Annotated in this window: 26 protein-coding genes; 18 read left to right on the top strand and 8 right to left on the bottom strand. The window is 71.2% G+C overall.

What is annotated here, in order from left to right; genetic code table 11:
* The first annotated feature begins 153 nt into the window (after positions 1–153).
* The 12 genes from IW245_RS40795 (at position 154) to IW245_RS17755 (ending at position 13,748) form a co-directional block, all read left to right on the top strand.
* Positions 154–573, top strand: coding sequence for a hypothetical protein (locus IW245_RS40795; protein WP_231398841.1), 420 nt, complete (start codon positions 154–156; stop codon positions 571–573).
* Entirely contained in the window at positions 570–1,565 is a 996-nt protein-coding gene (gene pstC / locus IW245_RS40790; protein ID WP_233473090.1) for a phosphate ABC transporter permease subunit PstC, read from the top strand. Before IW245_RS40795 ends, pstC begins: the two co-directional genes overlap by 4 nt.
* A 1-nt stretch (position 1,566) precedes the next feature.
* Entirely contained in the window at positions 1,567–2,721 is a 1,155-nt protein-coding gene (pstA, locus tag IW245_RS17800) for a phosphate ABC transporter permease PstA (RefSeq protein ID WP_233473091.1), read from the top strand.
* Entirely contained in the window at positions 2,714–4,225 is a 1,512-nt protein-coding gene (locus IW245_RS17795; RefSeq protein WP_231398840.1) for a phosphate ABC transporter substrate-binding protein PstS, read from the top strand. Before pstA ends, IW245_RS17795 begins: the two co-directional genes overlap by 8 nt.
* Complete coding sequence (locus IW245_RS17790; protein WP_197004303.1) at positions 4,222–6,726, top strand: hypothetical protein; 2,505 nt, start codon at positions 4,222–4,224, stop codon at positions 6,724–6,726. The genes IW245_RS17795 and IW245_RS17790 overlap by 4 nt, the downstream gene beginning before the upstream one ends.
* A gap of 91 nt (positions 6,727–6,817) precedes the next feature.
* Positions 6,818–7,903, top strand: coding sequence for a type 2 periplasmic-binding domain-containing protein (locus IW245_RS17785; protein ID WP_197004302.1), 1,086 nt, complete (start codon positions 6,818–6,820; stop codon positions 7,901–7,903).
* A gap of 69 nt (positions 7,904–7,972) precedes the next feature.
* Positions 7,973–8,617, top strand: coding sequence for an LPXTG cell wall anchor domain-containing protein (locus IW245_RS17780; protein ID WP_197004301.1), 645 nt, complete (start codon positions 7,973–7,975; stop codon positions 8,615–8,617).
* Positions 8,614–9,588, top strand: a complete 975-nt coding sequence (locus IW245_RS17775) for a sortase domain-containing protein (protein WP_197004300.1) — start codon at positions 8,614–8,616, stop codon at positions 9,586–9,588. The genes IW245_RS17780 and IW245_RS17775 overlap by 4 nt, the downstream gene beginning before the upstream one ends.
* A 9-nt stretch (positions 9,589–9,597) precedes the next feature.
* The gene (locus IW245_RS17770) at positions 9,598–10,401 is read left to right on the top strand and encodes a phosphate ABC transporter ATP-binding protein (protein WP_197004299.1); all 804 of its coding nucleotides are present in this window, start codon (positions 9,598–9,600) and stop codon (positions 10,399–10,401) included.
* A gap of 132 nt (positions 10,402–10,533) precedes the next feature.
* Positions 10,534–11,754, top strand: a complete 1,221-nt coding sequence (locus IW245_RS17765) for an Ig-like domain repeat protein (protein ID WP_197004298.1) — start codon at positions 10,534–10,536, stop codon at positions 11,752–11,754.
* A 67-nt stretch (positions 11,755–11,821) separates the two neighbouring features.
* The gene (locus IW245_RS17760) at positions 11,822–12,790 is read left to right on the top strand and encodes a WxL protein peptidoglycan domain-containing protein (protein WP_197004297.1); all 969 of its coding nucleotides are present in this window, start codon (positions 11,822–11,824) and stop codon (positions 12,788–12,790) included.
* Between the two features lie 700 nt (positions 12,791–13,490).
* Positions 13,491–13,748 carry a hypothetical protein gene (locus IW245_RS17755; protein WP_197004296.1) on the top strand — a complete coding sequence of 86 codons (258 nt, stop codon included), beginning with the start codon at positions 13,491–13,493 and terminating at the stop codon, positions 13,746–13,748.
* An 85-nt stretch (positions 13,749–13,833) separates the two neighbouring features.
* Here IW245_RS17755 and IW245_RS17750 read toward each other — a convergent pair whose 3' ends face one another.
* Positions 13,834–14,289, bottom strand: a complete 456-nt coding sequence (locus IW245_RS17750) for an HD domain-containing protein (protein WP_197004295.1) — start codon at positions 14,287–14,289, stop codon at positions 13,834–13,836.
* Between the two features lie 227 nt (positions 14,290–14,516).
* On the bottom strand, positions 14,517–15,515 hold the full coding sequence (locus IW245_RS17745) for an asparaginase (protein ID WP_197004294.1): 999 nt from the start codon (positions 15,513–15,515) through the stop codon (positions 14,517–14,519).
* A gap of 110 nt (positions 15,516–15,625) precedes the next feature.
* Here IW245_RS17745 and IW245_RS17740 point away from each other — a divergent pair, with 110 nt between their 5' ends.
* Positions 15,626–16,150, top strand: coding sequence for an Lrp/AsnC family transcriptional regulator (locus IW245_RS17740; RefSeq protein WP_197004293.1), 525 nt, complete (start codon positions 15,626–15,628; stop codon positions 16,148–16,150).
* A gap of 57 nt (positions 16,151–16,207) precedes the next feature.
* Here the strand turns inward: IW245_RS17740 and IW245_RS17735 are convergent, their stop codons facing one another.
* From IW245_RS17735 to IW245_RS17720, 4 genes are all read right to left on the bottom strand, one after another.
* The gene (locus IW245_RS17735; protein ID WP_197004292.1) at positions 16,208–16,363 is read right to left on the bottom strand and encodes a hypothetical protein; all 156 of its coding nucleotides are present in this window, start codon (positions 16,361–16,363) and stop codon (positions 16,208–16,210) included.
* A gap of 191 nt (positions 16,364–16,554) precedes the next feature.
* Positions 16,555–16,758: a hypothetical protein gene (locus IW245_RS17730; RefSeq protein WP_197004291.1), complete on the bottom strand. Its 204-nt coding sequence runs from the start codon at positions 16,756–16,758 to the stop codon at positions 16,555–16,557.
* Positions 16,755–16,946 carry a hypothetical protein gene (locus IW245_RS17725; RefSeq protein ID WP_197004290.1) on the bottom strand — a complete coding sequence of 64 codons (192 nt, stop codon included), beginning with the start codon at positions 16,944–16,946 and terminating at the stop codon, positions 16,755–16,757. The genes IW245_RS17730 and IW245_RS17725 overlap by 4 nt, the downstream gene beginning before the upstream one ends.
* Positions 16,947–16,971: 25 nt before the next feature.
* The gene (locus IW245_RS17720; RefSeq protein ID WP_197004289.1) at positions 16,972–17,172 is read right to left on the bottom strand and encodes a hypothetical protein; all 201 of its coding nucleotides are present in this window, start codon (positions 17,170–17,172) and stop codon (positions 16,972–16,974) included.
* Between IW245_RS17720 and IW245_RS17715 the strand changes: the two genes are divergently transcribed.
* Genes IW245_RS17715 through IW245_RS17705 form a run of 3 tightly spaced genes read left to right on the top strand, consistent with a single transcriptional unit; the run spans position 17,090 to position 18,985 of the window.
* On the top strand, positions 17,090–18,241 hold the full coding sequence (locus IW245_RS17715; protein ID WP_307788893.1) for a helix-turn-helix domain-containing protein: 1,152 nt from the start codon (positions 17,090–17,092) through the stop codon (positions 18,239–18,241). The genes IW245_RS17720 and IW245_RS17715 overlap by 83 nt on opposite strands.
* Complete coding sequence (locus tag IW245_RS17710; RefSeq protein WP_197004287.1) at positions 18,238–18,438, top strand: DUF397 domain-containing protein; 201 nt, start codon at positions 18,238–18,240, stop codon at positions 18,436–18,438. The genes IW245_RS17715 and IW245_RS17710 overlap by 4 nt, the downstream gene beginning before the upstream one ends.
* A gap of 55 nt (positions 18,439–18,493) precedes the next feature.
* Complete coding sequence (locus tag IW245_RS17705) at positions 18,494–18,985, top strand: NUDIX hydrolase (RefSeq protein WP_197004286.1); 492 nt, start codon at positions 18,494–18,496, stop codon at positions 18,983–18,985.
* A gap of 4 nt (positions 18,986–18,989) precedes the next feature.
* Here IW245_RS17705 and IW245_RS17700 read toward each other — a convergent pair whose 3' ends face one another.
* Positions 18,990–19,370 carry a DUF1304 domain-containing protein gene (locus IW245_RS17700; protein WP_197004285.1) on the bottom strand — a complete coding sequence of 127 codons (381 nt, stop codon included), beginning with the start codon at positions 19,368–19,370 and terminating at the stop codon, positions 18,990–18,992.
* A gap of 58 nt (positions 19,371–19,428) precedes the next feature.
* The gene (locus IW245_RS17695; protein ID WP_197004284.1) at positions 19,429–20,901 is read right to left on the bottom strand and encodes an ATP-dependent DNA ligase; all 1,473 of its coding nucleotides are present in this window, start codon (positions 20,899–20,901) and stop codon (positions 19,429–19,431) included.
* A 247-nt stretch (positions 20,902–21,148) separates the two neighbouring features.
* Here IW245_RS17695 and IW245_RS17690 point away from each other — a divergent pair, with 247 nt between their 5' ends.
* Both IW245_RS17690 and IW245_RS17685 read left to right on the top strand, forming a co-directional pair.
* Positions 21,149–21,751: a DUF1326 domain-containing protein gene (locus tag IW245_RS17690; RefSeq protein ID WP_197004283.1), complete on the top strand. Its 603-nt coding sequence runs from the start codon at positions 21,149–21,151 to the stop codon at positions 21,749–21,751.
* A gap of 48 nt (positions 21,752–21,799) precedes the next feature.
* Positions 21,800–22,567 carry a DUF2182 domain-containing protein gene (locus IW245_RS17685; protein ID WP_197004282.1) on the top strand — a complete coding sequence of 256 codons (768 nt, stop codon included), beginning with the start codon at positions 21,800–21,802 and terminating at the stop codon, positions 22,565–22,567.
* Position 22,568: the final 1 nt, after the last annotated feature.

Below are 22,568 nucleotides of genomic sequence, written 5' to 3'. Positions count from 1 at the left end.
TAGGGGACATCCGCAAAGCCCGCATCGGAAACTTTGCGCGCTTGCGAGGTCGAGTTCACCTGCCGCATGTCTGGCGTGTGCCTCGATCGGTCACGGCGGCCACTGGCTGTGGTGAGCCTGAACCCGTACCGATGGAAGCAATGGGGGTGTGGGGTGAGCTTGTCGCGCTTCGTGTTCCTGGCCATGCCCGGCGACCGGGGGGACGAGCCCACACCCGACGGGGTCGCGTGGATGCTGATCTCCCCGAACAACCGGCCGCTGGGTCGCAGTTGGCGGTTGTTCGACACGTACGCCGCGTGCAGCGACGCCGTGTCCGAACTCCGCGTGGCGTACGACCGGATCCGGCCGCACTCGGCCGTGGCCGACACGCACGGCCACTGGGCGTGGCGGATCGACCTCGACGGGGTGCCGGTGGCCGGCTCGACGCGGTCCTATCTCCGGATCCGCGAGTGCGGGTACAACCTGGAGTGTTTCCTCACCGCGACCCCGGTCGCCCGGGTCGTCGAGGGGGCCCGCAGCGTCCGGGGCGGCCGGTGGCGGGCCGACGACGAGGCGCGGAAGTTGGCGCGGTGACCACGGCCGAGACGAAGGACGAACCGCGCGGGATCGCCGAGCGCCCGGCGCCCTCGGACCGGGTGTTCGGCGGGGCGCTGCGGCTCGCCGGGATGGTCGTGCTGGTCACGATGGGTCTGGTGGGCACGTTCCTGACCATCCGGGCCGTGGCGGCGTTGAGGATCGCGGGCTGGAGCTTCTTCACCACGGAGAGCTGGGAGCCGGACTCGGGGACCTTCGGGATCGCGGCTGTGCTCACCGGTACCGTGCTGATCGCCTCCGTGGCGATCGTGGTGGCGATTCCGTTGGCGGTCGGGACGGCGCTGTACATCTCCGAGTACGCGCCCCGCCGGCTCAAGCCCACGCTGGTCAGCCTCGTGGACCTGATGGCGGCCGTGCCGAGCATCGCCTACGGGCTGTGGGGCTTCCACATGCTCCAGCCCATGGTGCTGGGGCTGGCCCGGTGGATGGCGACCTACCTGAGCTGGTTCCCGCTGTTCGCCATCCCGTCGGCGGACTCCTCGGACCCGTTGGAGACGGAGACCGTCTACAAGTCCTCGGCGTTCATCGCCGGCCTCGTCGTGGCCATGATGATCACGCCGATCATGTGCTCGATCATGCGCGAGGTGTTCACCCAGGCCCCGGCCGGTGAGCGTGAGGGCGCCTACGCGCTCGGCGGCACCCGGTGGGGCATGATCCGCACCGTCGTGCTGCCGTACGGCCGGGGTGGCATCATCGGCGGCACCATGCTGGGCCTCGGCCGCGCGCTGGGCGAGACGATCGCCGTCTACGTGATCATCTCGCCGGTGTTCGTGATCCAGCCGCACATCCTGCAGAGCGGCGCGAACTCCGTGTCCGCCCTGATCGCGCTCCGCAACGGCGAGGCCGGCGCGCTGGGCACCTCGGCCCTGATGGCGGCCGGTCTCACCCTGTTCGTGATGACGCTGATCATCAACTTCCTCGCCTCCATGGTGATCACCCGCAGCCGATCGGGAGCCGACAGTGACGCCTGAGGTGTCCGAACGCAGACGGGTGCTCGGCGGCGGCCGGCCGTCGGACCGCTACACCGTCCTCGGAGCCGGCGCGGCGGCGCTCGGCCTGACGGCGGTGCTGTACACCCAGCTCACGCCGTTCGACGGCATCCTGGGGTTCGTCGTCATCGCGTACACGCTGTTTCTGCTGTTCTACGCGCTGCTGGTGTCCTTCGAGGAGCGCGGGCCGGCGGTCCGGGACCGGATAGCCTCGGCGGTGGTGCACAGCATCGGCTTCCTGCTGCTGCTCGTGCTCGGCTTCATCATCGGGTTCATCCTGTACCGGGGCTTCCCGGCGCTGCGGCACCTGAACTTCTACTCCAGTGACATGGGCCGGGCCGGCCCGCTGAGCCCGCTGACCGAGGGCGGCGTCTACCACGCCGTCATCGGCAGCCTCGAGCAGATCAGCCTGGCCCTGCTGGGCACGGTGCCGCTGGGGATCGGCTGCGCGCTGTTCCTCAGCGAGACCCGGGGCCGGTTCACCCGGATCGTGCGGACCGTCACCGAGGCCATGACGGCGCTGCCCTCGATCGTCGCCGGCCTGTTCGTGTACGCCATGGTGATCCTCGGCCTGGGCGTGAACAAGTCGGGGTTCGCGGCCTCCCTGGCGCTGAGCGTCATGATGCTGCCGATCATCATCCGGGCCTCCGACGTGGTGCTGCGGCTCGTGCCGGGCACCCTGCGCGAGGCGTCCCTGGCGCTGGGCGCGTCGCGGTGGCGCACCGTGTGGCACGTCGTGCTGCCCACCGCCCGCTCGGGCCTGGCGACCTCGGTGATCCTGGGTACCGCGCGCGGGATCGGCGAGACCTCCCCGGTCCTGCTGACGGCCGGCATGTCCTTCGCCGTGAACTACGACCCGCTGTCCGGCCCGCAGGTCTCCCTGCCCCTGCAGACGTTCTCGATGGTGAAGTCCCCGATGCGGGACATGGTCACCCGGGGCTTCGGCACCGCGGCGGTGCTCCTGGTGCTGGTCCTGATCCTGTTCGTGGTGGCCCGGATCGTCGGCGGCCGGCCGGCCGGGCACCTCACGGCGGGGCAGCGCCGCCGACGGACCCGGGCCTCGGCCCGCGACCTGTTGCGGTTCGACGAGCGCCGACGCCGTTCCCTGGATATCGAGCGTGAGGATGGTCATGTTTAGACGGTTCCTGGTCGTTCTGCTGCTGGCGGCGGCCACCCTGGTCGGGGGAGCGCCGGCGCAGGCCGCGCCGGTGATCGTGCCGGTGACCGGGGTCGGCTCCACCTGGAGCGCCAACGCGATCGACGAGTGGCGGCGCGGGGTCGCCCAGTACAACTGGACGATCAACTACGACCCGCTCGGCTCGTCGAAGGGCCGGTCGTACTTCGCCGAGGGGCAGTCCGACTTCGGCGTGTCCGAGATCCCGTACGGCATCACCGACGAGGGCACCGGCGTGGCCGATCCGCCGCCCTCGCGCGCGTTCGTGTACATGCCGATCGTGGCCGGTGGCACGTCGTTCATGTACAACCTGAAGATCGGCAACAACCGGGTGACCAACCTGCGGTTGTCCGGCGAGACCGTGGCCAAGATCTTCACCGGCGTGATCACCTCCTGGGACGACAAGCAGATCGCCGAGGACAACCCGGAGCTCAAGCTGCCGGCCCGGCCGATCGTCCCGGTGTACCGCTCGGACGGCTCCGGCACCACGGCCCAGTTCACGCTGTGGATGAGCAAGGAGTACCCGAACCTGTGGCACGCGTTCTGCAAGCGGGCCAAACGCAGTGAGAACTGCGGGCTGACCTCGCAGTTCCCGCCGGGCATCATCGGTACCGGCGCGGGCGGTTCGGCGGAGGCGGCGGGGTTCGTCAAGCAGAGCTCGTCGGAGGGCGCGATCACCTACGTCGAGTACTCCTACGCCGTGCAGAACGAGTTCCCGGTCGCGAAGATCCGCAACAAGTCGAACTACTTCATCGAGCCGACCGCCGACGCCGTCGCCGTGGCGCTGCTCAAGGCCGTGATCCGCCCGGACCTGACCCAGGACCTCGACGGGGTCTACCACAACGAGGACAAACGCAGCTATCCGCTGTCCTCGTACTCCTACATGATCCTGCCGACCAAGATCGAACGCGGGCTCGACGAGAACAAGGGCTACTCGATCGCGCGGTTCGGCAAGTACCTGCTGTGCGAGGGGCAGCAGAAGGCCGACATCCTCGGCTACTCGCCGCTGCCGATCAACCTGGTGCGCTCGGGGCTGGAGCAGGTGCGCAAGGTGCCGGGCGCGATCCAGGAGGACACCGACATCAAGACGTGCAACAACCCGACGTTCTCCAGCACGAGCCCGAACAAGCTCGCGGAGACGGCCCCGCAGCCGCCCGACTGCGACCAGGTCGGCAGGACCCAGTGCGCGACGGGTACCGGCGGCCTGCGCAAGGACACCGCGAAGAAGAAGGTGACCACCCAGGGCACGGCCGGCCCGGTGGCGGCCGGCACCGCGTCCGGCGGGGCGGTCGACGGTTCCGGCGGGGACGGTGTGTCCGATGTGGAGGCGAGCCCGGTGTCCCTGGAGGCGGACGGCGGGTGGCGGCTGCGGCACACCATGATGCTGCTCGCCGCCGTGCTGCTGATCGCCGTCATCGTCGGACCGCCCCTGCTGTCCCGGCGGATGAGACGAGGTGAGGACCGATGAGTTACCGACGCTGGGCCGCGATGGCCGTCGTCCTGGGGCTGCTGTTCAGCGGGCCGCCCGTGGCGCACGCCGACACCCCGTACGAGTGGGACTTCGACAAGCTGACCGACTCGTTCCGCGTCCAGTCCGGTGAGAAGGGCGTCTACGACGACTTCACGGGCCTGACCGTCCGGGTCTCCAAGACCCAGAACCTCGGCAACGAGGGGATCGCCGTCACCTGGACCGGCGGGGCGTCCACCCCGCAGAGCGGGTTCCAGACGAACTACCTGCAGATGATGCAGTGCTGGGGGGCCGACCCGAAGGCCCTGGACTTCCGGGAGACCTGCCAGTACGGCTCCGGGAAGGCGCTGGGCCCCGGCACGGAGGCGCCGGGCACGGACACCCACCTGCGCGACCTGATGCGCTCGAATCCCGACCCCCTGGAGACCATGCCCGACCCGGGCGTTCCCGCGCCCGACCCGAGTGTTCCCGAGCCCAAGCCCGTCCCACAGGTGCCGAGCGACTGGCAGTCCGTGCCGTTCCGGTCGGCGCTGACCGGGGACGCGACTCCGAACGGCAGTCCCCGGCAGCCGTACCCGAAGCGCAACGACCTGCCCACCCTGGACCAGGAGACCCCGGAGATGCTGTCCCGGTTCTTCGACCGGTACAGCTCCAACGAGGTGCCCTACGCGCGCACGTCCACCGCGCACACCGGCCGGGTGATCTTCGAGGTGCAGACGGCCGTGCAGGCCCCGCACCTGGGCTGCGGCGTGCGCAAGGACGCGACCGGCAACCTGGCCCCGTGCTGGCTCGTGATCGTCCCGCGCGGCGACCACGACGCGAACGGCGCCGAGCAGAAGGACGGCAATTCCACGGACGGCAGCCCCCTGAGCCGCACGTTCTTCCAGTCCGCCATCGCCGTCCCGCTCGAATTCGCGCCGGTGTCCAGCGGCTGCCCGGTCGGGGCGGCCGAGCGCGGCATGATGGGCACGGAACTCGCCGTCGACGCGATCACCTCCTGGCAGCCCAAGCTGTGCGCCGTGACCGGCTCCGTCTACGGCTACTCGCAGAACAGCGACGCCGACGTCCGCAGCCGGATCGCGGTCCGGGGCCGGGGCGCGCCCGGGATGGGGTTCACCATCGACCCGGTCCGCACCGGCGAGGGGGACCCGACCGTGCTCCAGGGCCCGGTGACGCTGTCCAGCGTGGTCGTCGCCTTCAACATCGACAACCAGAAGGAGCCCGCGGGGGCGGACGAGGGCACGCCGGTCACGGAGCTCAAGCTCACCCCGCGCATCGTCGCCAAGCTCCTCACGCACTCCTACCAGCGCGACGTGCCGGGCGGGACGACCGATCCGCCGCCACAGGTCAGCACGAACATCAAACAGTTGCGCGTCGACCCCGAGTTCGTGGAGCTCAACCCGCAGTTCGCGAAGTTCCTGACCAAGGCAGCCCCCGACGGCCTGATGGTCTCGCTGCCCGACAACTCCGCCGCGCGCGAGGTGTGGCGGTGGATCCGGGCCGACAAGGACGCCAACGACTGGCTGAACGGGACCCCGTACTCCTACCGGCTGCCGAACGACCCGAACACGCCGCGGCTGATGCGGGTCAACAGCACGTTCGCGCAGGAGTTCACCGACGGGAAGGTGCCGAGCAATTACCCGAACCCCGACCCCACCAAGCACAAGAACGACCCGAGCGACGCGGTGAAGGAGGAGGGGTATGACATGGGCAAGTACCGGCCGTACATGAAGTCCATGCACGAGGCCGCCCTGCAGACCGCGCGCGCCGACGGCAAGGGCAAGACGGAGTGGGACCCGAGCCGCAATCCGCCGGCCTACAAGGCCAACCCGCCGCAGACCCCCGGCCGGCGGTTCTCGCTCTCCATCACCGACTCGGTGTCCGCGCAGCGCTACGGCCTCTACCCGGCCAGCCTGCGCAACGCCAACGGCGAGTTCGTCGCGCCGACCCCCGACGCCATGCTCGCCGGGGCCGCCGCGATGGTCCCCTCGGCGGCAGGGTCGCAGGTGCTGACGATCGACCCGCAGAAGAAGGCCCCCGGGGCGTACCCGTTGACGATGCTCACCTACGCGGCGGCGGACACCTCCGAGGAACCGGCGGCGCGCAAGGACTTCGCGAACATGCTCCGGTACGCCGTCGCCGACGGCCAGAACCCGGGCCGGGCCCGGGGCCAGCTGCCGCCGGGGTACGTGCCGTTGCCGCAGAACCTGCGGGCGCAGACCCTCGCGATGGCCAACCAGTTGGAGAAGTGGGTCAACCCGCCGGAGCCGGGTGAGCAGGTCGAGGAGAGCACCCCCGACCGCGGCGTGGTACCGCAGGTCGCCGTGCCGGCCCCGTCGCTGGGCGCCAAGACCCCGGTGCCGGCGGCGCGCTCGACCCGGTCGGTGCCGGTCGGACTGCTCCGCTGGGCGTGGGTGGCGATCCTGACCGCCGGCCTGGTGGGCGCGTTGTCCGGTCCGACCCTGTTGCGCTGGGAAAGCCGTAGGCGGAGACGGACGTGAATTCATTCGGCCTACATGTTGGCGAAGCGGCCCGACCACAAGTCGGGGAAACGATGATCTCGGCTCTTGCCCCTGTGAACGAGGAGTACCTGTGAAGATCATTGGAAGGGTGCTGGGCGTCAGCCTCGGCGCGGCCGCCCTGGCCCTCGCCGTCGTGGCCAGCCCGGCCGCCGCCGAGCCGAACCCGGTGGGCGACTACCGCCAGCTGGCCGGCGTCGGCTCCGACACCACCCAGGACGCGCTCAACGGCCTGGGCGAGGTGGTCAAGGACGGCTCGAACAACAAGGTCATCGCCTCCTACGACGCCCGTCCCCTCAACACCAACATCAAGACGAAGGCCGCGAACTGCGACTTCAAGCGCCCCGACGGTTCGGGCAACGGCCGGACCGCGCTGCGCGCCTCCAACGGCGAGGCCGGCGGCCTGTACCAGGGCGCCAACGTCGTCGGCTGCGTGGACTTCGCCCGGTCGTCCAGCTACGGCGGCGGCACCCCGGGTGAGGCCGGCGCCTACACCTACATCTCCTTCGGCGTCGACTCGGTCACCTACGCGGTCAACGCGAACAGCGACCTGCCGTCGAGCCTCACCTACGTGCAGCTCCAGCGCATCTACCGCTGCCTCACCACCAACGTGGGTGGCACCCCGGTGACCCCGCTGCTCGTCCAGTCCGGCTCGGGCACCCGGTCGTTCTGGCTGTCGAAGATGGGCGTCACCGAGGCGGACATCGCCGCCGGTGACTACCCGTGCCTGCAGACGCTGAACAACACCATCCAGGAGCACGACGGTCGGGTCCTCGACAACCACAACGACTACCTGATGCCGTTCTCGACGGGCCAGTTCATCGCCCAGGGCAACGCCGCGAACATCCTCACCCAGACCGGCGTCACCGTCGCCGACCGTCGCGGCTCCGCCGTCCTCGGCCGGGTCAACAACCTGGCGCCCGTCACCAACGGCGTGCTCAACGTGAACTTCCGCACCGAGCTGGTCCGCGACGTCTACGACGTCGTCCCGACCACCAAGCTCACCGACCCGGTGATCGCGGCGACGTTCGTCGGCTCGACGTCCTACGTGTGCGCGGCGAAGCCGACCATCGAGCTCTTCGGCTTCGGCTACCGCTCGACGTTCGCGGACCTGCTCCACCAGGGCTGCGGCGACACCCGGCTCAAGGCCAACAGCTAGTTGATGACCGGTGCTGGCGCGGCCCGACAGCGGGCCGCGCCAGCACTGTCGACGAAAGGCGTGACCCTGATGAGAGCCCTGATCGTCCTCGGCGCGGCTGTGACGGTTCTGGCGTTCGCCAGCCCCGCGCAGGCCGCGCCTCTCGGCACGTTGACCCTGTCGCAGACCAGCGGGAGTGTCACCGACCCGGTGATGTTCACGGCGGCCACCACGTCGGCGGCGTGCCCGGCCGGCTACGGCACGAACGCGGCGCTCAAGGTCGGCAAGGTCGGGGGCCCCTACAACAACCTGCAGAAGATCCAGTCGGCCGGGCACTACGATGCCGCGCCGGTCACGATCGGCGCCAGCCGCTCGTTCATGGTGTCCAACGAGAACGCTCCGCCGGCGCCCGGCGCGTACGAGGTCGTCGTCGTGTGCACGAGCGACACCGCGGGCGACCACCCGGACCTGTTCGTCGCGCACATCACGGTCACCGGCAGCACCTGGAAGGTCGACGGCACCCAGCCCGCCGCCGCCCAGCCGACCGCCGCGCCCCAGGTCAACGCGGACGTCGCGAGTCCGACGCCGACCGGCACGCCGGGTCCGACCCGCGCCGGGGGGCCGCTGCCCACCACGGGCACGTCGGTCGGCCCGCTGCTCCCGGCCGGCCTGGTCCTCCTCGGCGCGGGCGCCGGAGCCGTATGGGTGGTCCGCCGCCGCCGGCGCGCGGCATGACCACGGAGACCGTCGCCGAGCTGGCCCCGTCCGACGGCGGCGACTCGCCCCCGCCCGGCGACGCCGCCGGGCCCGCGTCCAGCCCGGCCGGCCCACCCGAGGTGGTCCGGGCGGTCCGCCCGCCCCGGTTCGCGGTCTATCTGCCGGGTACCGCGCTGAGCCTGCTCTCCGTCCTCGCCCTCGGCTTCGCCTCCCAGGTGGCCCTCCTGTCGCATGTCCGGCACGAGCGCACCCAGCAGACGGCGTACGCGGACTTCCGGGCGGACCTCGCCCGGGCCACCGCCCCGGTGGGGCAGCTCGACGAGACGACCGGCCGGCTGTACGAGCCCGGCACTCCCGTCGCCGTCCTGGAGATCCCGGCCATCGGGCTGCACGAGGTGGTGTTCGAGGGCACCGCCGGCGGCGTGCTGGAGAGTGGGCCCGGCCACCGCCGGGACACCGTGTTCCCCGGCCAGGCCGGCACGAGTGTCCTGATGGGCCGCCGGGCCAGCTACGGCGCCCCGTTCCGCGACCTGGACCTCCTGTCCAGCGGCGCGACCGTGACCGTGACGACCGGGCAGGGCGTGCACAGCTACCGGGTGCTCGGAGTCCGGCGGTCCGGCGACCTCGAACCGCCGCCGTCGACCACGGGCGGCCGGCTGGTTCTCGTGACGGCGGCCGGTCAGCCGTTCCTGCCGGACGACGTGATCCAGGTCGACGCAGACCTGACCACCCCGGCCCAGCCGCACGGCCCCCGGCCGCTGAAGGGCACGGCGCTGTCGGCGTCGGAGACCGCCCTGGCCGGCGAGTCGGAGGTGTGGACCCCGCTGCTGCTGTGGGCCCAGGCGCTGACGATCGCGGCGTTCGGCGTGGCGTGGGCGCGGGTCCGGTGGGGCCGGGCCCAGGCGTGGGTCGTCGGCGTACCCGTGCTGACCGCGCTGGGCCTCACCGTGGCCGACCACCTGGTACGGCTCCTCCCGAATCTCCTCTAAGGACAGTCCATGACCACGCAACTCCTCGAGACGAGCCAGCTCGCCACGCTGGACGCCCGGTCGATCTCCGCCTGGTTCGGCGACCACAAGGTCCTCGACCGGGTGTCGCTGACCATGCCCGCCGGCCAGGTGACGGCGCTGATCGGCCCGTCGGGCTGCGGCAAGTCCACCTTCCTGCGCATCCTGAACCGCATGCACGAGCTGGTCCCCAGTGCCTCCCTGGCCGGCGAGGTGCTGCTCGACGACATGGACCTCTACGACGAGTCCCGGCGGATCACCGACGCCCGCCGGCAGATCGGCATGGTGTTCCAGCGGCCCAACCCGTTCCCGTCGATGTCTATCTACGACAACGTCGTGGCCGGCCTGAAGCTGATCGGGCTGCGCGCCTCGCGTACCGAGAAGGACGCCCTGGTCGAGAGCTGCCTGACGAAGGCCGGGCTGTGGAAGGAGGTCCGTGACCGGCTGCGCCAGCCCGGCGGCGGCCTGTCCGGCGGTCAGCAGCAGCGCCTGTGCATCGCCCGTTCGCTGGCCGTCCAGCCCCGGGTGCTGCTGATGGACGAGCCGTGTTCGGCCCTGGACCCGACGTCGACCCGTCGGATCGAGGAGACCATCACGGAGCTGGGCTCCGAGGTCACCATCGTCATCGTCACGCACAACATGCAGCAGGCGGCCCGGGTGTCCGACCAGTGCGCCTTCTTCCTCGCCGAGGCCGGTACACCCGGGGTCATCGTCGAGCACGGCACCACGGCGGAGATGTTCGAGAACCCGGTCGACCCGCGCACCCATGACTACGTACATGGGCGTTTTGGTTAGGCCGCGTCATCGCGAGTTTCCCTGGCGCATGTCCGGCGTAGAGGTTGGCCTGCACGCACAGCCACCACCGCTGACGAACCTGACCGTAGGCACAGATCGTTTCGGATCTGTTCCGTTCAGAGGAGATGATTGATGAAGGGTACTCAGTCCCTGTTCGCGCGGGGGGCGGCCCTCGTGTCCGCCACGGTCCTGGCGAGCGCCGCGGCGCTCGCGCTGGCCGCGCCGGCCCAGGCTGCTCCGCTGGGCACGCTGACGCTGTCGCAGACGAGCGGCGACGTCAACGACGCCGTCATGTTCACAGGGGCTACCACGTCGGCGGCGTGCCCCACCGGGTACGGCACCAACGCCACGCTCAAGGTCGGTAAGGTCGGCGGCCCGTACAACAACCTGCAGAAGGTGCAGTCGGCCGGCGGCTACGACACCGCGCCGTTCACGATCGGCGCCAACCGGTCGTTCACCACCTCCAACGGCGGCACGGCGCCCGCGGCCGGCGACTACACCGTCGTCGTCGTGTGCACCAGCGAGACCCAGGGTGACCACCCGGACCTGTTCATGACCGACATCAAGGTCGTGGGCACCACCTGGTCGGTCAAGACGGCCGCTCCGGCCCAGGACACCGGCACCGCGTTCGGCATCGCGCCGGCCGGCCCGGTCACCTCGGGCACGAACGTGACGTTCACCGCCACGGTCTCCCCGAACACCGCCGCCGGTACCGTCGAGTTCCGTCGGGGCACCTCCGTCGTCGGCACCTCGCCGGTCGTCGGTGGCACCGCGACCCTGTCCACCACGACGCTCCCGGTCGGCACGTTCTCGCTGACCGCCGCGTTCATCCCGGCGGACGCCGCGGCCTACAAGCCGTCGGTCTCGTCGGCGCAGTCGTACACCATCAACCCGGTGGCCGGCAGCATCTCCAAGCCGCAGACGATCACCGCTGACGTCGCGCCGGGCGCCTTCTCCCTGGAGCTGGCCGGCAACGCCGTCACCCTGACCGGCGGCATCGTCGGTGGCTCCGCCACCGGCGCGCTCAACGCCGCGAAGGTCGTCGACCTGCGGGGCACCAACGCCGGCTGGAACCTGGTCGGCCAGGTGGACGACTTCAAGAACGCCGGTACCGGCGTCATCGGTGCCGACAACCTCGGCTGGGCCCCGTCGGCCAGCAAGGTCAGCGGCTCGGGCGCGGTCGTCGCCGGTTCCTCCGCTCCGAACGGTCTCGGCACCGCCAAGACCCTCTGCAAGGCCGTGGCGAACAGCAGCGCCGGCACGTTCACGTGCGGTGCGAACCTGAGCCTCAACATCCCGGACACCACCGCTCCGGGCAGCTACAGCGCGACCCTCACCCTGACCCTGGCCTAGGGACAAGGGGGCGGAGGGGTCCTCGGACCCCTCCGCCTTTTTACCTCGTTCTACTCGGAGTGCTGCCATGAGACGGTTCCTGATCCTCTGTGTACTCGCGCTGCTCGCGGTGCTCGTCCCCGCCCCGGCGCACGCCGCCGACGAGGTGCGATGGGCCGTGCAGCCCTCCTCCGAACAGGGGCCCAACGGCCGCGGCGCCTTCGAGTACAAGGCCGCGCCGGGGCACCAGATCCTCGACTATGTGGGCATCAGTAACCTCAGCTCACGCGAACTGACCTTGTCGGTCTACCCCACCGACGCGTTCACGGCCAATGACGGCGCCTACAGCCTGCTCACCGCCGTGCAGAAGCCCAAGGACCTGGGGACCTGGACGGACCTGGCGCCCAAGCAGTACACGATCGGGGTCGGCAAGCGGCTCGACATCGCGTTTCGGCTGACCATCCCCGCCACGGTCACGCCCGGCGACCACGCGGGCGGCATCGTCGCCTCGCTCAGCGAGGAGCAGACCGGCGCGGACGGCAAGAAGATCAACGTGGACAAGCGGGTCGCGGCCCGGGTCTACGTCCGGGTCGAGGGCCCGGTGCGCCCGTTCGCCGAGGTGTCCTCGGTCAAGGTCGAGTACGACAACCCGTGGAACCCGTTCGCCGGCGGCGACATGACCGTCACCTACTGGATCCGCAACTCCGGCAACGTTCGGGTCGCCGGCGCCGCCAACGTGCGGGCCCGTGCTCCGCTGGGCATCGGCCTCGGCGAGACCGGTGACGTCCCGATCCCCGAGATGCTGCCCGGCTCCGAGATCGCCGTGACTCGCAAGATAGCCGGAGTGGCGCCGCTCGGCCAGCTGACGGCCCTGGTGACGTTCAACCCGGTGAGCGCCGAGGGCCGGATCGCCGGGGCGACCGGGTCCGGGTCGGTGTGGGCGCCGCCGTGGCTGCCGTTGGGGCTCGTGGCACTCGCCGTGTTCGTGGTCGTGGTGCTCCGGGTGGTGCGTCGCCGTCGCCGCGACCTCGTGGCCCGCGCCGCAGCCCTGGCGTAGGGCTGAGCCCGATTCAGGGGCGTGGCCCAAGGTTCGACGTATGCCGGTGCCGAGACTGACCGGGCCCCGCTTGCGGGGGACCGCTGGCCGGAGCTCGTCCCGGGCCGGGCCGGATAGTCGCCCTGGTGAGGAGTTGCGGTGACAAGCATGCTGAGCTTGGGGACGACCCTGGCCGGGGGAGACGTGTCCCGTGCCGGCGCGGTGCTGCGGGCAGAACACGCTGTGGGAGGTTCAGGAGATTCGTCCGGGCTCCGATCTCCGCGAGCTGTCGGTCGTCCTGCGGCATGCGGAGATCCGATCCCGGTCCAGGCCATCGAGTGGTTCGCGGTTGCGGCGGGCCTCACGTGTGGTGAACTCGTCCGCCTCGCATAGTCCTGCCCCGTCACGTACAGATGCGAACCTTCGACGACGTCGCCGCTCAGGCGATCAGGGCTTCGGTGCGGAGCCCCCGGTCGGGCTTCCGCCTCCGGCGGATCTCACCCGGTTCCCGGCCCTGGTTTCGCCGCTCGCTGCCACGGTCCCGCCGGTTCCGCCCACGGTCCCGCCGAATTCGTCACGCACCGTGTTTGTCGTAGCACACTGTAACGATTCGGGGGGCTCCGGCCGAGATGGACTGTCGGTTTCTTCACTGACGGTAGTGGACAGTGTGTGGCAAGATCCCCCGGACAACTGTCATGGGGATCACGCTGGGGGAAACACAATGAACGACGCCATGTTCCGCTGCCGGGCCTACGTGGCCGGCGAGTTCGTCGACGCCGAGCTGTGGGCGGACCGGTTCGTCCTGGGTGGACGTACGCTGCCGGTTGCCGAGATGTCGGAGGCGAGCACCCACGAGCTGGGGCTGCTGACGACCGTGGGGGTCACGGTCGCGGGGGAGCGGATCGAGTTCGACGCGTGGCAGGACGAGGCGGAGCGGCTGTGCGACATCCTCGCGACCCTGACCGCCGTCAACGCCTGACCGCTGTCCGCGCCCGACCGTCGTCCGCGCGACCGGAACAGACTGCCGTGCCGACCCGGGGCGCGACCCGTCGGAAACGGTTCCGTCAGCGCGGGTCCGCGGCGTCGAGGGTGGCCGTCGCCGCCGCGTACTTGAGCCGCAGCCGCTCCTGTGTCGCCCCGTCGAGATGATCGAGCCGCTCCGGGCTGGAGTTGTGCGCGATGTCCGCCCGTTTGATCAGGATCGCGTCCGGGGTGGTGACGAGCCGGTTGAGGTAGTCCTGCTGGGACTCCTCCGGCCGGCGGCTCATCGCGTCGACGAGTACCACCACCTCCGGCGCGACCCCGAGGTCGATCAGTTCCTTGAGGGTGACGTCGACGTCCTCGACCGAGTCGTGCAGCAGGGCCGCCATCTGCTGGACGAGCGTCCCGCCGTTCTCCGCGGTCATCCGCGCCACGGCCCGGCAGTGCTCGATGTACGGCTCTCCGCTCCTGTCGACGTGTCGTCGGTGCAGGGTGGTGGCCATCGCGTCGATGGCCTCCAATGATTTCCACTGCCTCATCGGCGTCTCCCTCGTCCCGGCTGCATGACTTATGCCTACCACTTCCGGCCGCCCCGGACAGCCGGAGTCCCACCCCACCCGACCCCGGGTGTCCGGCGTCACGCCCGCCGCGCCGGCGCCAGGCCCGGCGCTCCGCCGTGCCAGCGCCGGCCGGGACCCGGTGTCCCGAGGACCGCCGCGAGCCGCAGCCGGTGCCGCGAACGCCCGCCGCGCGAGCCCGGTGCGCCTCAGCCCAGCCAGTCCGCCGCCCGTACCCGCCCGACCTCAAGCCCCCCGCCGAGGATCCGTACCCGGCAGATCTCCTCCACCGCCTCGTCGGCGACCCCGAGCCGCCGCAACACGGCCCCGAACACCGGCCGCACCGCCCGATGCGCCCCGTCCTCGATCTTCAGCGCGAACGCCCGCCCGTCCGGCAACGCCCCCACCTGCACGGCCTCGGCCCCCACCTTGGTCAACAGCCCCGGCACGGCCCGCATCAGCCGGGTGTCGAGCCGGGCGTCGCCGGCGACGTACTCCGGGAAGGCCCGCATCGCGTCCGCCACCCGCCGCGCCGGGCTCCCGGGAGCCGACAGGACGGCGGACCGGTACAGCCGGGCCAGCCCGAGGAGGCTGATCGCGTGCACGGGCGCCCCGCACCCGTCGGTGGCGGTCCACGCGACGGACTCCCCGGCGCCGGCGGCGAGGGTGTCGCGGGCCAGGACCTGGAGTGGGTGGTCGGGGGCGAGGTAGGTGTCGAGGTCCCAGCCGTTGACCGCGCAGGCGACGAGCATCGCGGCGTGCTTGCCGGAGCAGTTCATCAGGAGCGGGCTGGCGTCGCCGCCGGCGCGCAGGTGGGCGTGTTCGCGCTCGTACGGCAGGTCGGCCGGGGTGCGCAGCAGGTCGGGGGACAGGCCGGCGGTGGCGAGGATCTCGAGGACCCCGGCGACGTGGAAGTCCTCGCCCGAGTGGGAGGCGGCCGACAGTGCGGTGAGGTGGCCGGGGAGGTCGACCCCGGCGGTGGCGATGGCGGTGGCCTGGGCGAGCTTCGCGCAGGACCGGGGGAGCATGGGGGAGCGCACGTCGCCGTGGGAGGCTGAGACCGTCCCGTCGGCGTCGAGGAGGACCAGCGAGCCCCGGTGCCGCCCCTCGACGAACCCGGACCGCACCACCTCGGCGAGCACGACCGCCTCGGCCGCCGGGGTGCGGTGGCGGGCGGCAGCGGGCAGGGCGGCGGGTGTGGTCTGCATGGCCGCGAGTTTCCGGTCCTGGCCCGACCCGGCACAAGGCCCCCCGGACCCAGCACGGATTCCGAGCTTCCCGCCGAATCGGATTCGGTGAACCCGTATTCTCTGCAGGCATGGACACCCGCCTCGACGCCATCGACTGGGCGATCCTCGAACGGCTCCAGGACGACGCCACGATCCAGAACAAGGATCTCGCGGCCCAGGTCGGGATCGCCCCGAGTACCTGCCTGGACCGGGTCCGCCGGCTCCGCGAGCGCCAGATCATCGTCGGCTACCACGCGGAGGTGTCCCCGGAGGCGGTCGGCCTGGCGGTGCAGGCGATCCTCGCGGTCCAGGTCAGGCCGCACACCCGGGAGGTTTTCGCCAGGTTCGTCGACTTCGCCCTGGACGTCTCCGAGGTCCGCGCGCTGTTCCACGTGAGCGGCGAGGCGGACTTCCTGGTGCACGTCGCCTGCGTCGACACCCGCCACCTGCAGCAGCTGGTCCTGGATGTCGTGCAGACCCGCAAGGAGGTGGTCGCCGTGCACAGTTCCATCGTCTACGAGCAGGTCCGCCGCGACGCCCTCCGCCCGCCGGAGCCGGTCCGCACCCCGTCGTTGATCACCCCGAGAGCCCAGGCGCGCCGCAGAAGACCTTGAAAGATCAGACGGTTACGACAGGAGCCCGACCCGGCGGCGTCGGTCCTCGACAGCGGCTCAGATCCGCCACCCCGGCAGCGCCCGGGTATGGAACAGCCCGGGGAACGTCGGGCACCCGAAGACCGCCACCCGCCGGAGCTGCACCGCGTCGAACGCCTCCACCTGCTTCCGCGTGTAACGCCCCCGCTCGCCGCCGCCCCGCTCGAAGCACACGGGATGAGCACACCTCGGCACGGGCCAGCGCACCGCCTCCGGGGCCCGCGCGCCGACCGCCGCGCCGACGGTGCCCGCTCCGCGCGCTGATCCGGGGCTGGTCGGCGAGGGCGGCGCCACCGGGCCGGAGGGCTCGCGCGAGAGGGTGACGGGTTCTCGGGGTGGTCCGGAGCTGGGTGCGTGGTCGGGGGTCATCGGGTGTGGCCGGTGCGGGGGCGGATGTGCCAGCCGTCGCACGGCGCGCACCGGACCGCCACGAGGTGCCCGTGGCGGCCCCCGGCGAGGCGCAGCACGTCGAGCGCCTCGGTGTCGGTGAGGACCGCGAGGCCGAGGCCGGCGTACCGGCAGCGTTCCGGGGGGCCCGGCAGCGCCCAGGCGCTGTAGTAGACGGTCACGACGGGGAGTCGAGGTAGCGGCGGGCGGCGCGGCGGGTCGGGCAGGGGGCCGGGGTGACCCGGCCGGTGTCGGCGTAGCACCGGCCGCACGAGCCGATCAGGTTCTCCACGTGCGTGTCGAGGACGCGTTCGGCGTGTTCGCGGGACGTCATGACGGGCTCGCGTTCCCCGCCGCCGGGCCGGTTCACGCCCGGCCGCCCGGGTGCCGTCCGGTCATGACTCGCCGCACAGGTGGCGCAGCGCCGTGCGGGCCTCGACGGTGAGGTCGCACGGGTCGGTGAGGGGCGTGCCGTCCGGCCACACGCACACCGGGCAGTGGCCGTCGACGCCCATGTGCCGTCGCAGGACGCTGGCGAGTTCGGTGCCCTGCCGCTGCCAGCCGGCCAACTCGAGCTCGATCGTGGAGTTCCGCATGGGCGGAAACGTAGAACCCTCCCAGATGGATTTCAACGTTGCGGGGCGTAGGATCCGGGGCAGATTTCGGGAGGGCTGTTCTCGCGTTCCGCAAGCCCTCGAGGTGTGCTGTCCGTTACTTTCGCGTCTATTCTGGAACGCGGGCGCGGGGACCAGTGAGGAGCCGGTCGAAGGCATGAACACGTCCGACGGAGCAGGAAGTTCGGTCCCGCGCAGGCAGCTCGGCAGGCGACTGCGGGCGCTGCGGGAGAAGTCCGGGATGCGCGCCGACCAGGTCGCCGACACGATCGACGTGTCCCGGCAGACCCTGTGGCGGATGGAGAACGGCGACCCGAGCGTGAAGTACGGCCGGGCCCACATCGAGGCCCTGTGCCGCGCCTACCAGGTCGACGCGCAGACGACGGCCAACTTCGTGGCACTCGCTGCCGAAACGAAGGCCAAGGGCTGGTGGCACGCCTACGGCGATGTGATCCCCGAGGGCTTCGAACTTTACGTCGACCTGGAAGCAGCAGCCTCCAGCCTGCGCTGGTATGAGTCAGAGCTGGTCCCGGGCCTACTCCAGACGCCTGCGTATGCCGCAGCGATCGTCGGCGCGCCTGGTGGTCGAGATGAACAGGAGATCGCGCGTCGGGTTGAGTTGCGGATGGCCAGGCAGAAGGTCCTGACGAGAACGGCACCTCAGGCACCCCGGCTGGAGATCATCCTGAACGAAGCCATCCTCAGGCGTCCTGTCGGTGGCGCAGTGTTGATGGCGGCCCAGCTCAAGCACATCAATGACATCGGGCACCTGCCCAACGTGGTGATCCGCGTGGTGCCCTTCGCGTTCGGATTTCACACCGGCATCACCATGGGCCCATTCGTGATCATGGACTTTCCGCGCGTGCGCAACGGGGACGGCGAGCCGGCGACGGTGTATGTCGACGGCTTCACCGGGGATCTCTACCTCGATCGTCCCAGCGAGGTCGGCAGATTCGCGGAGGGTTTCAACGAGCTCGCCAATCGATCACTCAACGAGGCAGACTCGCGGGTGTTCTTGGCGAGAGCAGCAGAGGAGTTACAGCAGCGATGAAGAGCAGCCTGGCTGACGCCGTGTGGCGCAAGTCGACCAGAAGCAACTCCAACTCGAACTGTGTCGAGGTTGCGCAGCTGTCGGGAGTCACCGGGGTGCGGGACAGTAAGGATGTCGGTGGGCCGGCCCTCGCGGTCGAGCCCGCCGACTGGGTGGTGTTCACGACCACGGTGAAGACGGGTGCCTTCCACAGGTGACCTCGCGCGGCGTAACCGTCTCACGGGTTTGATCGGGGCTTCTAGACTGCGGGGCATGGTCGACTACGCGCGCCGCACCGCCCGGGTCCTGCTCCTCGACGCCGCCGACCGGCTGCTGCTCGTGCGGTCGGAGTTCACGCCCGACGATCCGCGCGGGCACGGCTGGTTCACGCCCGGCGGCGGCATCGACGAGGGCGAGGACGTGCTGGCCGCCGCCGTGCGGGAGCTGCACGAGGAGGTCGGCCTGCGCGCGGCCCCCGGGGAGCTGCGGCACGTGGCCTCCGCGTCCGGGCGGGCCGACCTGGGCTGGGCCAACGGCCTGTTCCGTGACGACTTCTTCCTGCACCGGGTGGACAGTCACGAGGTCGACACGAGCGGCCTGACCGCGTTCGAGCGGACCCACCACTCCGGGTTCCGCTGGTGGACGGTCGCCGAGCTCGCCGCCACCGACGAGGCCGTCTTCCCCGGCGGCCTGGCCGACCTGCTCCCCGACCTGATCGCCGGCCGCCTCCCCGACCCGCCGGTAGACCTCACCTGGCACCACTGAGCCGTCAGGTCGTGAATACGGCCGCGACCAGCGCGATCAGCGGCGGGACGCCCTGGCCGAGCGCGCCGCGCCACAGCGTGCGGTCGGCGATGAACAGGATGAGGCCGGAGACGGCCATGACGACGCACGCGTAGATGACGAGCGCGTGGCCGGCCGCCGCGTGACCGGAGTGGTAGAGGATCACCCCGGCGATCGGGCCCGCCCCGAGGCCGTAGTTGTAGAAGCCCTGGCAGAACGTCCACAGCCGCAGCTCCGGCGGGTTGTTCGTCGTGCCGGTGAACATCTTGCGGACCGCGGGGAGGTGGAAGAGGAACGACTCCATGGTGCCGGCCCACAGGTGCACGAGTGCGGCGACCAGCGCGAAGATCTGCGTGACGGCGTTCATGGGGTCATTGTCCGCCGGCCGGGTCCCGGCGTCCCCGGAAGAGGATTTGTGGGGCCCGTCAGGGGGAGAGGGCCCGGACCGCCTCGATCGTGTCCGCGTCCGCCGGGCGCTTGTCCTCCCGGTACCGCAACACCCGGGCGAACCGCAGAGCGACACCCCCCGGATAACGGGTACTGCGCTGCACCCCGTCGAACGCGATCTCCACCACCAGCTCGGGGCGCACGTGCACCACCCACTCCGTCTCGTCCGTGGCCAGGGCGCGCAGCCGCTCGGTCTGCCAGCGCAGCACCTCGTCCGTCATGCCCTTGAACGTCTTGCCCAGCATCACGAACCCGCCCTCGGGGTCCCGCGCGCCCAGGTGCAGGTTCGACAGCCAGCCCTGCCGGCGGCCGTGGCCCCACTCGGCGGCCAGGACCACCAGGTCGAGGGTGTGCCGGGGCTTGACCTTCAGCCAGGCTCCGCCGCGCCGGCCGGCGTCGTACCCGGACGTGAGGTCCTTGACGACGACGCCCTCCTGGCCGGCGTCGAGGGCCGCGCGGAACGCCTGACCGGCCTCCTCGGGGGTGTCCACGATCGTCCGGCCGACCCGGTGCCCGTCGGGGACCAGCGCGTCGAGCACCCCGAACCGCCACGCCGCCGGCTCGTCGACCAGGTCGTCGCCGTCGTGGTGCAGGACGTCGAAGAAGTACGGCAGCAGCACGCCGCCCTTGCGCACCGTGTCCTGGAACGGCAGCGGCCGGCCCGAGTCCGCCAGGCCCAGGCCCTCGCCGTCGAGGATCACCGACCGCACGTGCAGCGACCGCACCACCGCCACCACCTCGGGCACCCGCGCCGTCAGGTCGTCGAGGCTGCGGCTGAACACCGCCACGTCGTCGCCGTCGCGGTGCGCCTGGATCCGGATCCCGTCCAGCTTCGGCTCCACGGCCGCCGGGCTGATTCGGCCCAGCGCGTCGGCCACGTCCGACGCGGGACTCGCCAGCATCGGGGCGAGCGGCCGGCCCACGGCCAGCCGGATCGTGCCCAGATCGCCGTGCAGGGCCTCGGCGGCCACCTGGCGCAGGTCCCCGGCGAGCAGCAGCGCCCGGCGGACGTCCGCGACCGGGCGGCCGGCGGCCAGGGCGACGGCGTCGGTGAGGACCCCGGTCAGCGCGCCCTGCCGGACCTCACCCGTCAGCAGGCCGCGCAGGAACGCCTGCTCGTCGGCCGTCGCGCGGCCGAACAGCGCGGCCACGGCGTCGCGCTTCGCCTGCTGGGAGCCCGGGCCCGACAGGTCGCCGACCGCCTGCAGGGCCGCGTCGACCCCGGCGACCGTCAGGGTGGGGACCTCGGCGGGCGGCGGGAGATCCCGCAGGCTCGCCCAGCCGACGCCGATCTGGCGCTGGCGCAGCTCCCCGGCCAGGTACGCCGTCCCCGGCACCGTCTCCTCGGGGGACAGGCCGCGCAGGGCCCCGGCGAGGAGGGCGATCTTCCGTTTGCGGGCCGCGGTGACGGCCACGGCCGCGGACGTCGCCGCGAGCTGCGCGAACTCCATCCGCCCAGCCTACGGGCGGCAGGATCACGCGGAGCCACCGAATGGCTCGAGGGTATATGATCAATTTTGCCTAAGTAGGGACCGTATTGCCCGTCGCCGGACTCCGGCGAGGCCGATCTGGGCGTGTCGGGGCGCGAGACGGTCGTCGTGGTGACGACCCGTCCGGCGACCGGCGCGGACGGTCGGCGTGGTGGCGTGCGCGTCCCGGCGGTGGAGGACTGGCAGGCCCTCCCGAAGGAGGCGTGTGATGGCGTGGGATCTCACGGGAAGTTATGTCGAGACGTGCTCGTGTGAGCTGATGTGTCCGTGCAATCTGTCGTTCGACCACGGAGCCACCTACGACTACTGCCGGGTGACTCTGGTCTTCGACATCCAGCGGGGTCAGGTCGACGGCACCGACATCGCGGGTCGCAGGGTCGCGATCATCGCGGACGCTCCCAAGGTCATGACGGAGGGGAACTGGCGGCTCGGCGTGTACGTCGACGACGGGGCCAGCGACCAGCAGCTGGACCTGCTCGTCAAGGTGTTCAGCGGACAGTTGGGCGGACCGATGGCGGCCCTTGCCCCGCTCGTCGGCGAGATCCTCGGCGTCGAGCGGGCCCCGATCGAGGTGATCGACGAAGGGCTGCGGCACAGCGTCCGCATCGGTGACACGATCGACTTCGACATCGAGGACATCGTCCCGTTCGGCGTGGAGACCGGCGAGCCGGTGCGCTTCCAGGGCATGTTCCACCCGGTGGGATCGGACCTCACGATGGCCGAGGCGAAACGGACGCGGATCGACGCGTTCGGGATCTCCTACGAAGGGAAGACGGGCCTGTCGAAGTCCTCGTTCTCCTGGGCCGCCTGACCGATGGCGACCTCTGGCGGAAACGGGCCGGCGACGGGACTCGCGCCGGTGTACACCGCGGCCCGCGCGCGACTGGGTCTCGTCGCGGCACTGTGGGTCGTCGCCGCCGTCGGCTGGGTGTGGACGGCCCGCCAGATGCGGGGCATGGACGCGGGACCGTGGACCAGCCTCGGGAGCCTGGGCTGGTTCCTCGGCGTGTGGACCGTCATGATGGCCGCGATGATGTTCCCGTCGGTCGCGCCGACCGTCGCGCTGTACGCCCGGATGACGAAGCGACGCTCGCCGCTGCGCCCGTGGCTGTTCTCCGCCGGCTACCTGCTCACCTGGACCGTCGCCGGCCTGATCGCCTACACCGTCGGCGTCACCGCCACGAGGATCCTGGGGGACGCCCTCGCCTGGCACAACGCGGGTCGCGCCCTCGCCGGCACGACCCTGATCGTCGCCGCGATCTACGAGGTGACGCCGCTCAAGGACGTCTGCCTCGGCAAGTGCCGCAGCCCGCTCGGCGTGCTGCTGGGCTCCTGGCGCGAGGGCAACGCCGGCGCGGTCCGGATGGGCGCGCGGAACGGGGCCTGGTGCGTCGGGTGCTGCTGGGCGTTGATGGCGTCGCTGTTCGCCCTCGGCGTCATGAGCGTCCCGTGGATGGCGCTCGTCGCCGGCATCATCGCCGTCGAGAAGACGGTTCCCTGGCACCGCAAGGTCGTCACCTACGCGACATCGGCGGTGCTGCTCGTGCTCGGGATCCTCGTGCTCGTGGCACCCGACATGCTCCCGGCGCTGGTGATCCCCTCCGGTGACCGGATGCCGATGAGCTGAC

The sequence above is a fragment of the Longispora fulva genome (assembly GCF_015751905.1).
In the GTDB taxonomy this organism is placed as follows: Bacteria; Actinomycetota; Actinomycetes; order Mycobacteriales; family Micromonosporaceae; genus Longispora; species Longispora fulva.
This window is presented reverse-complemented; position numbering and strand designations above follow the sequence as displayed.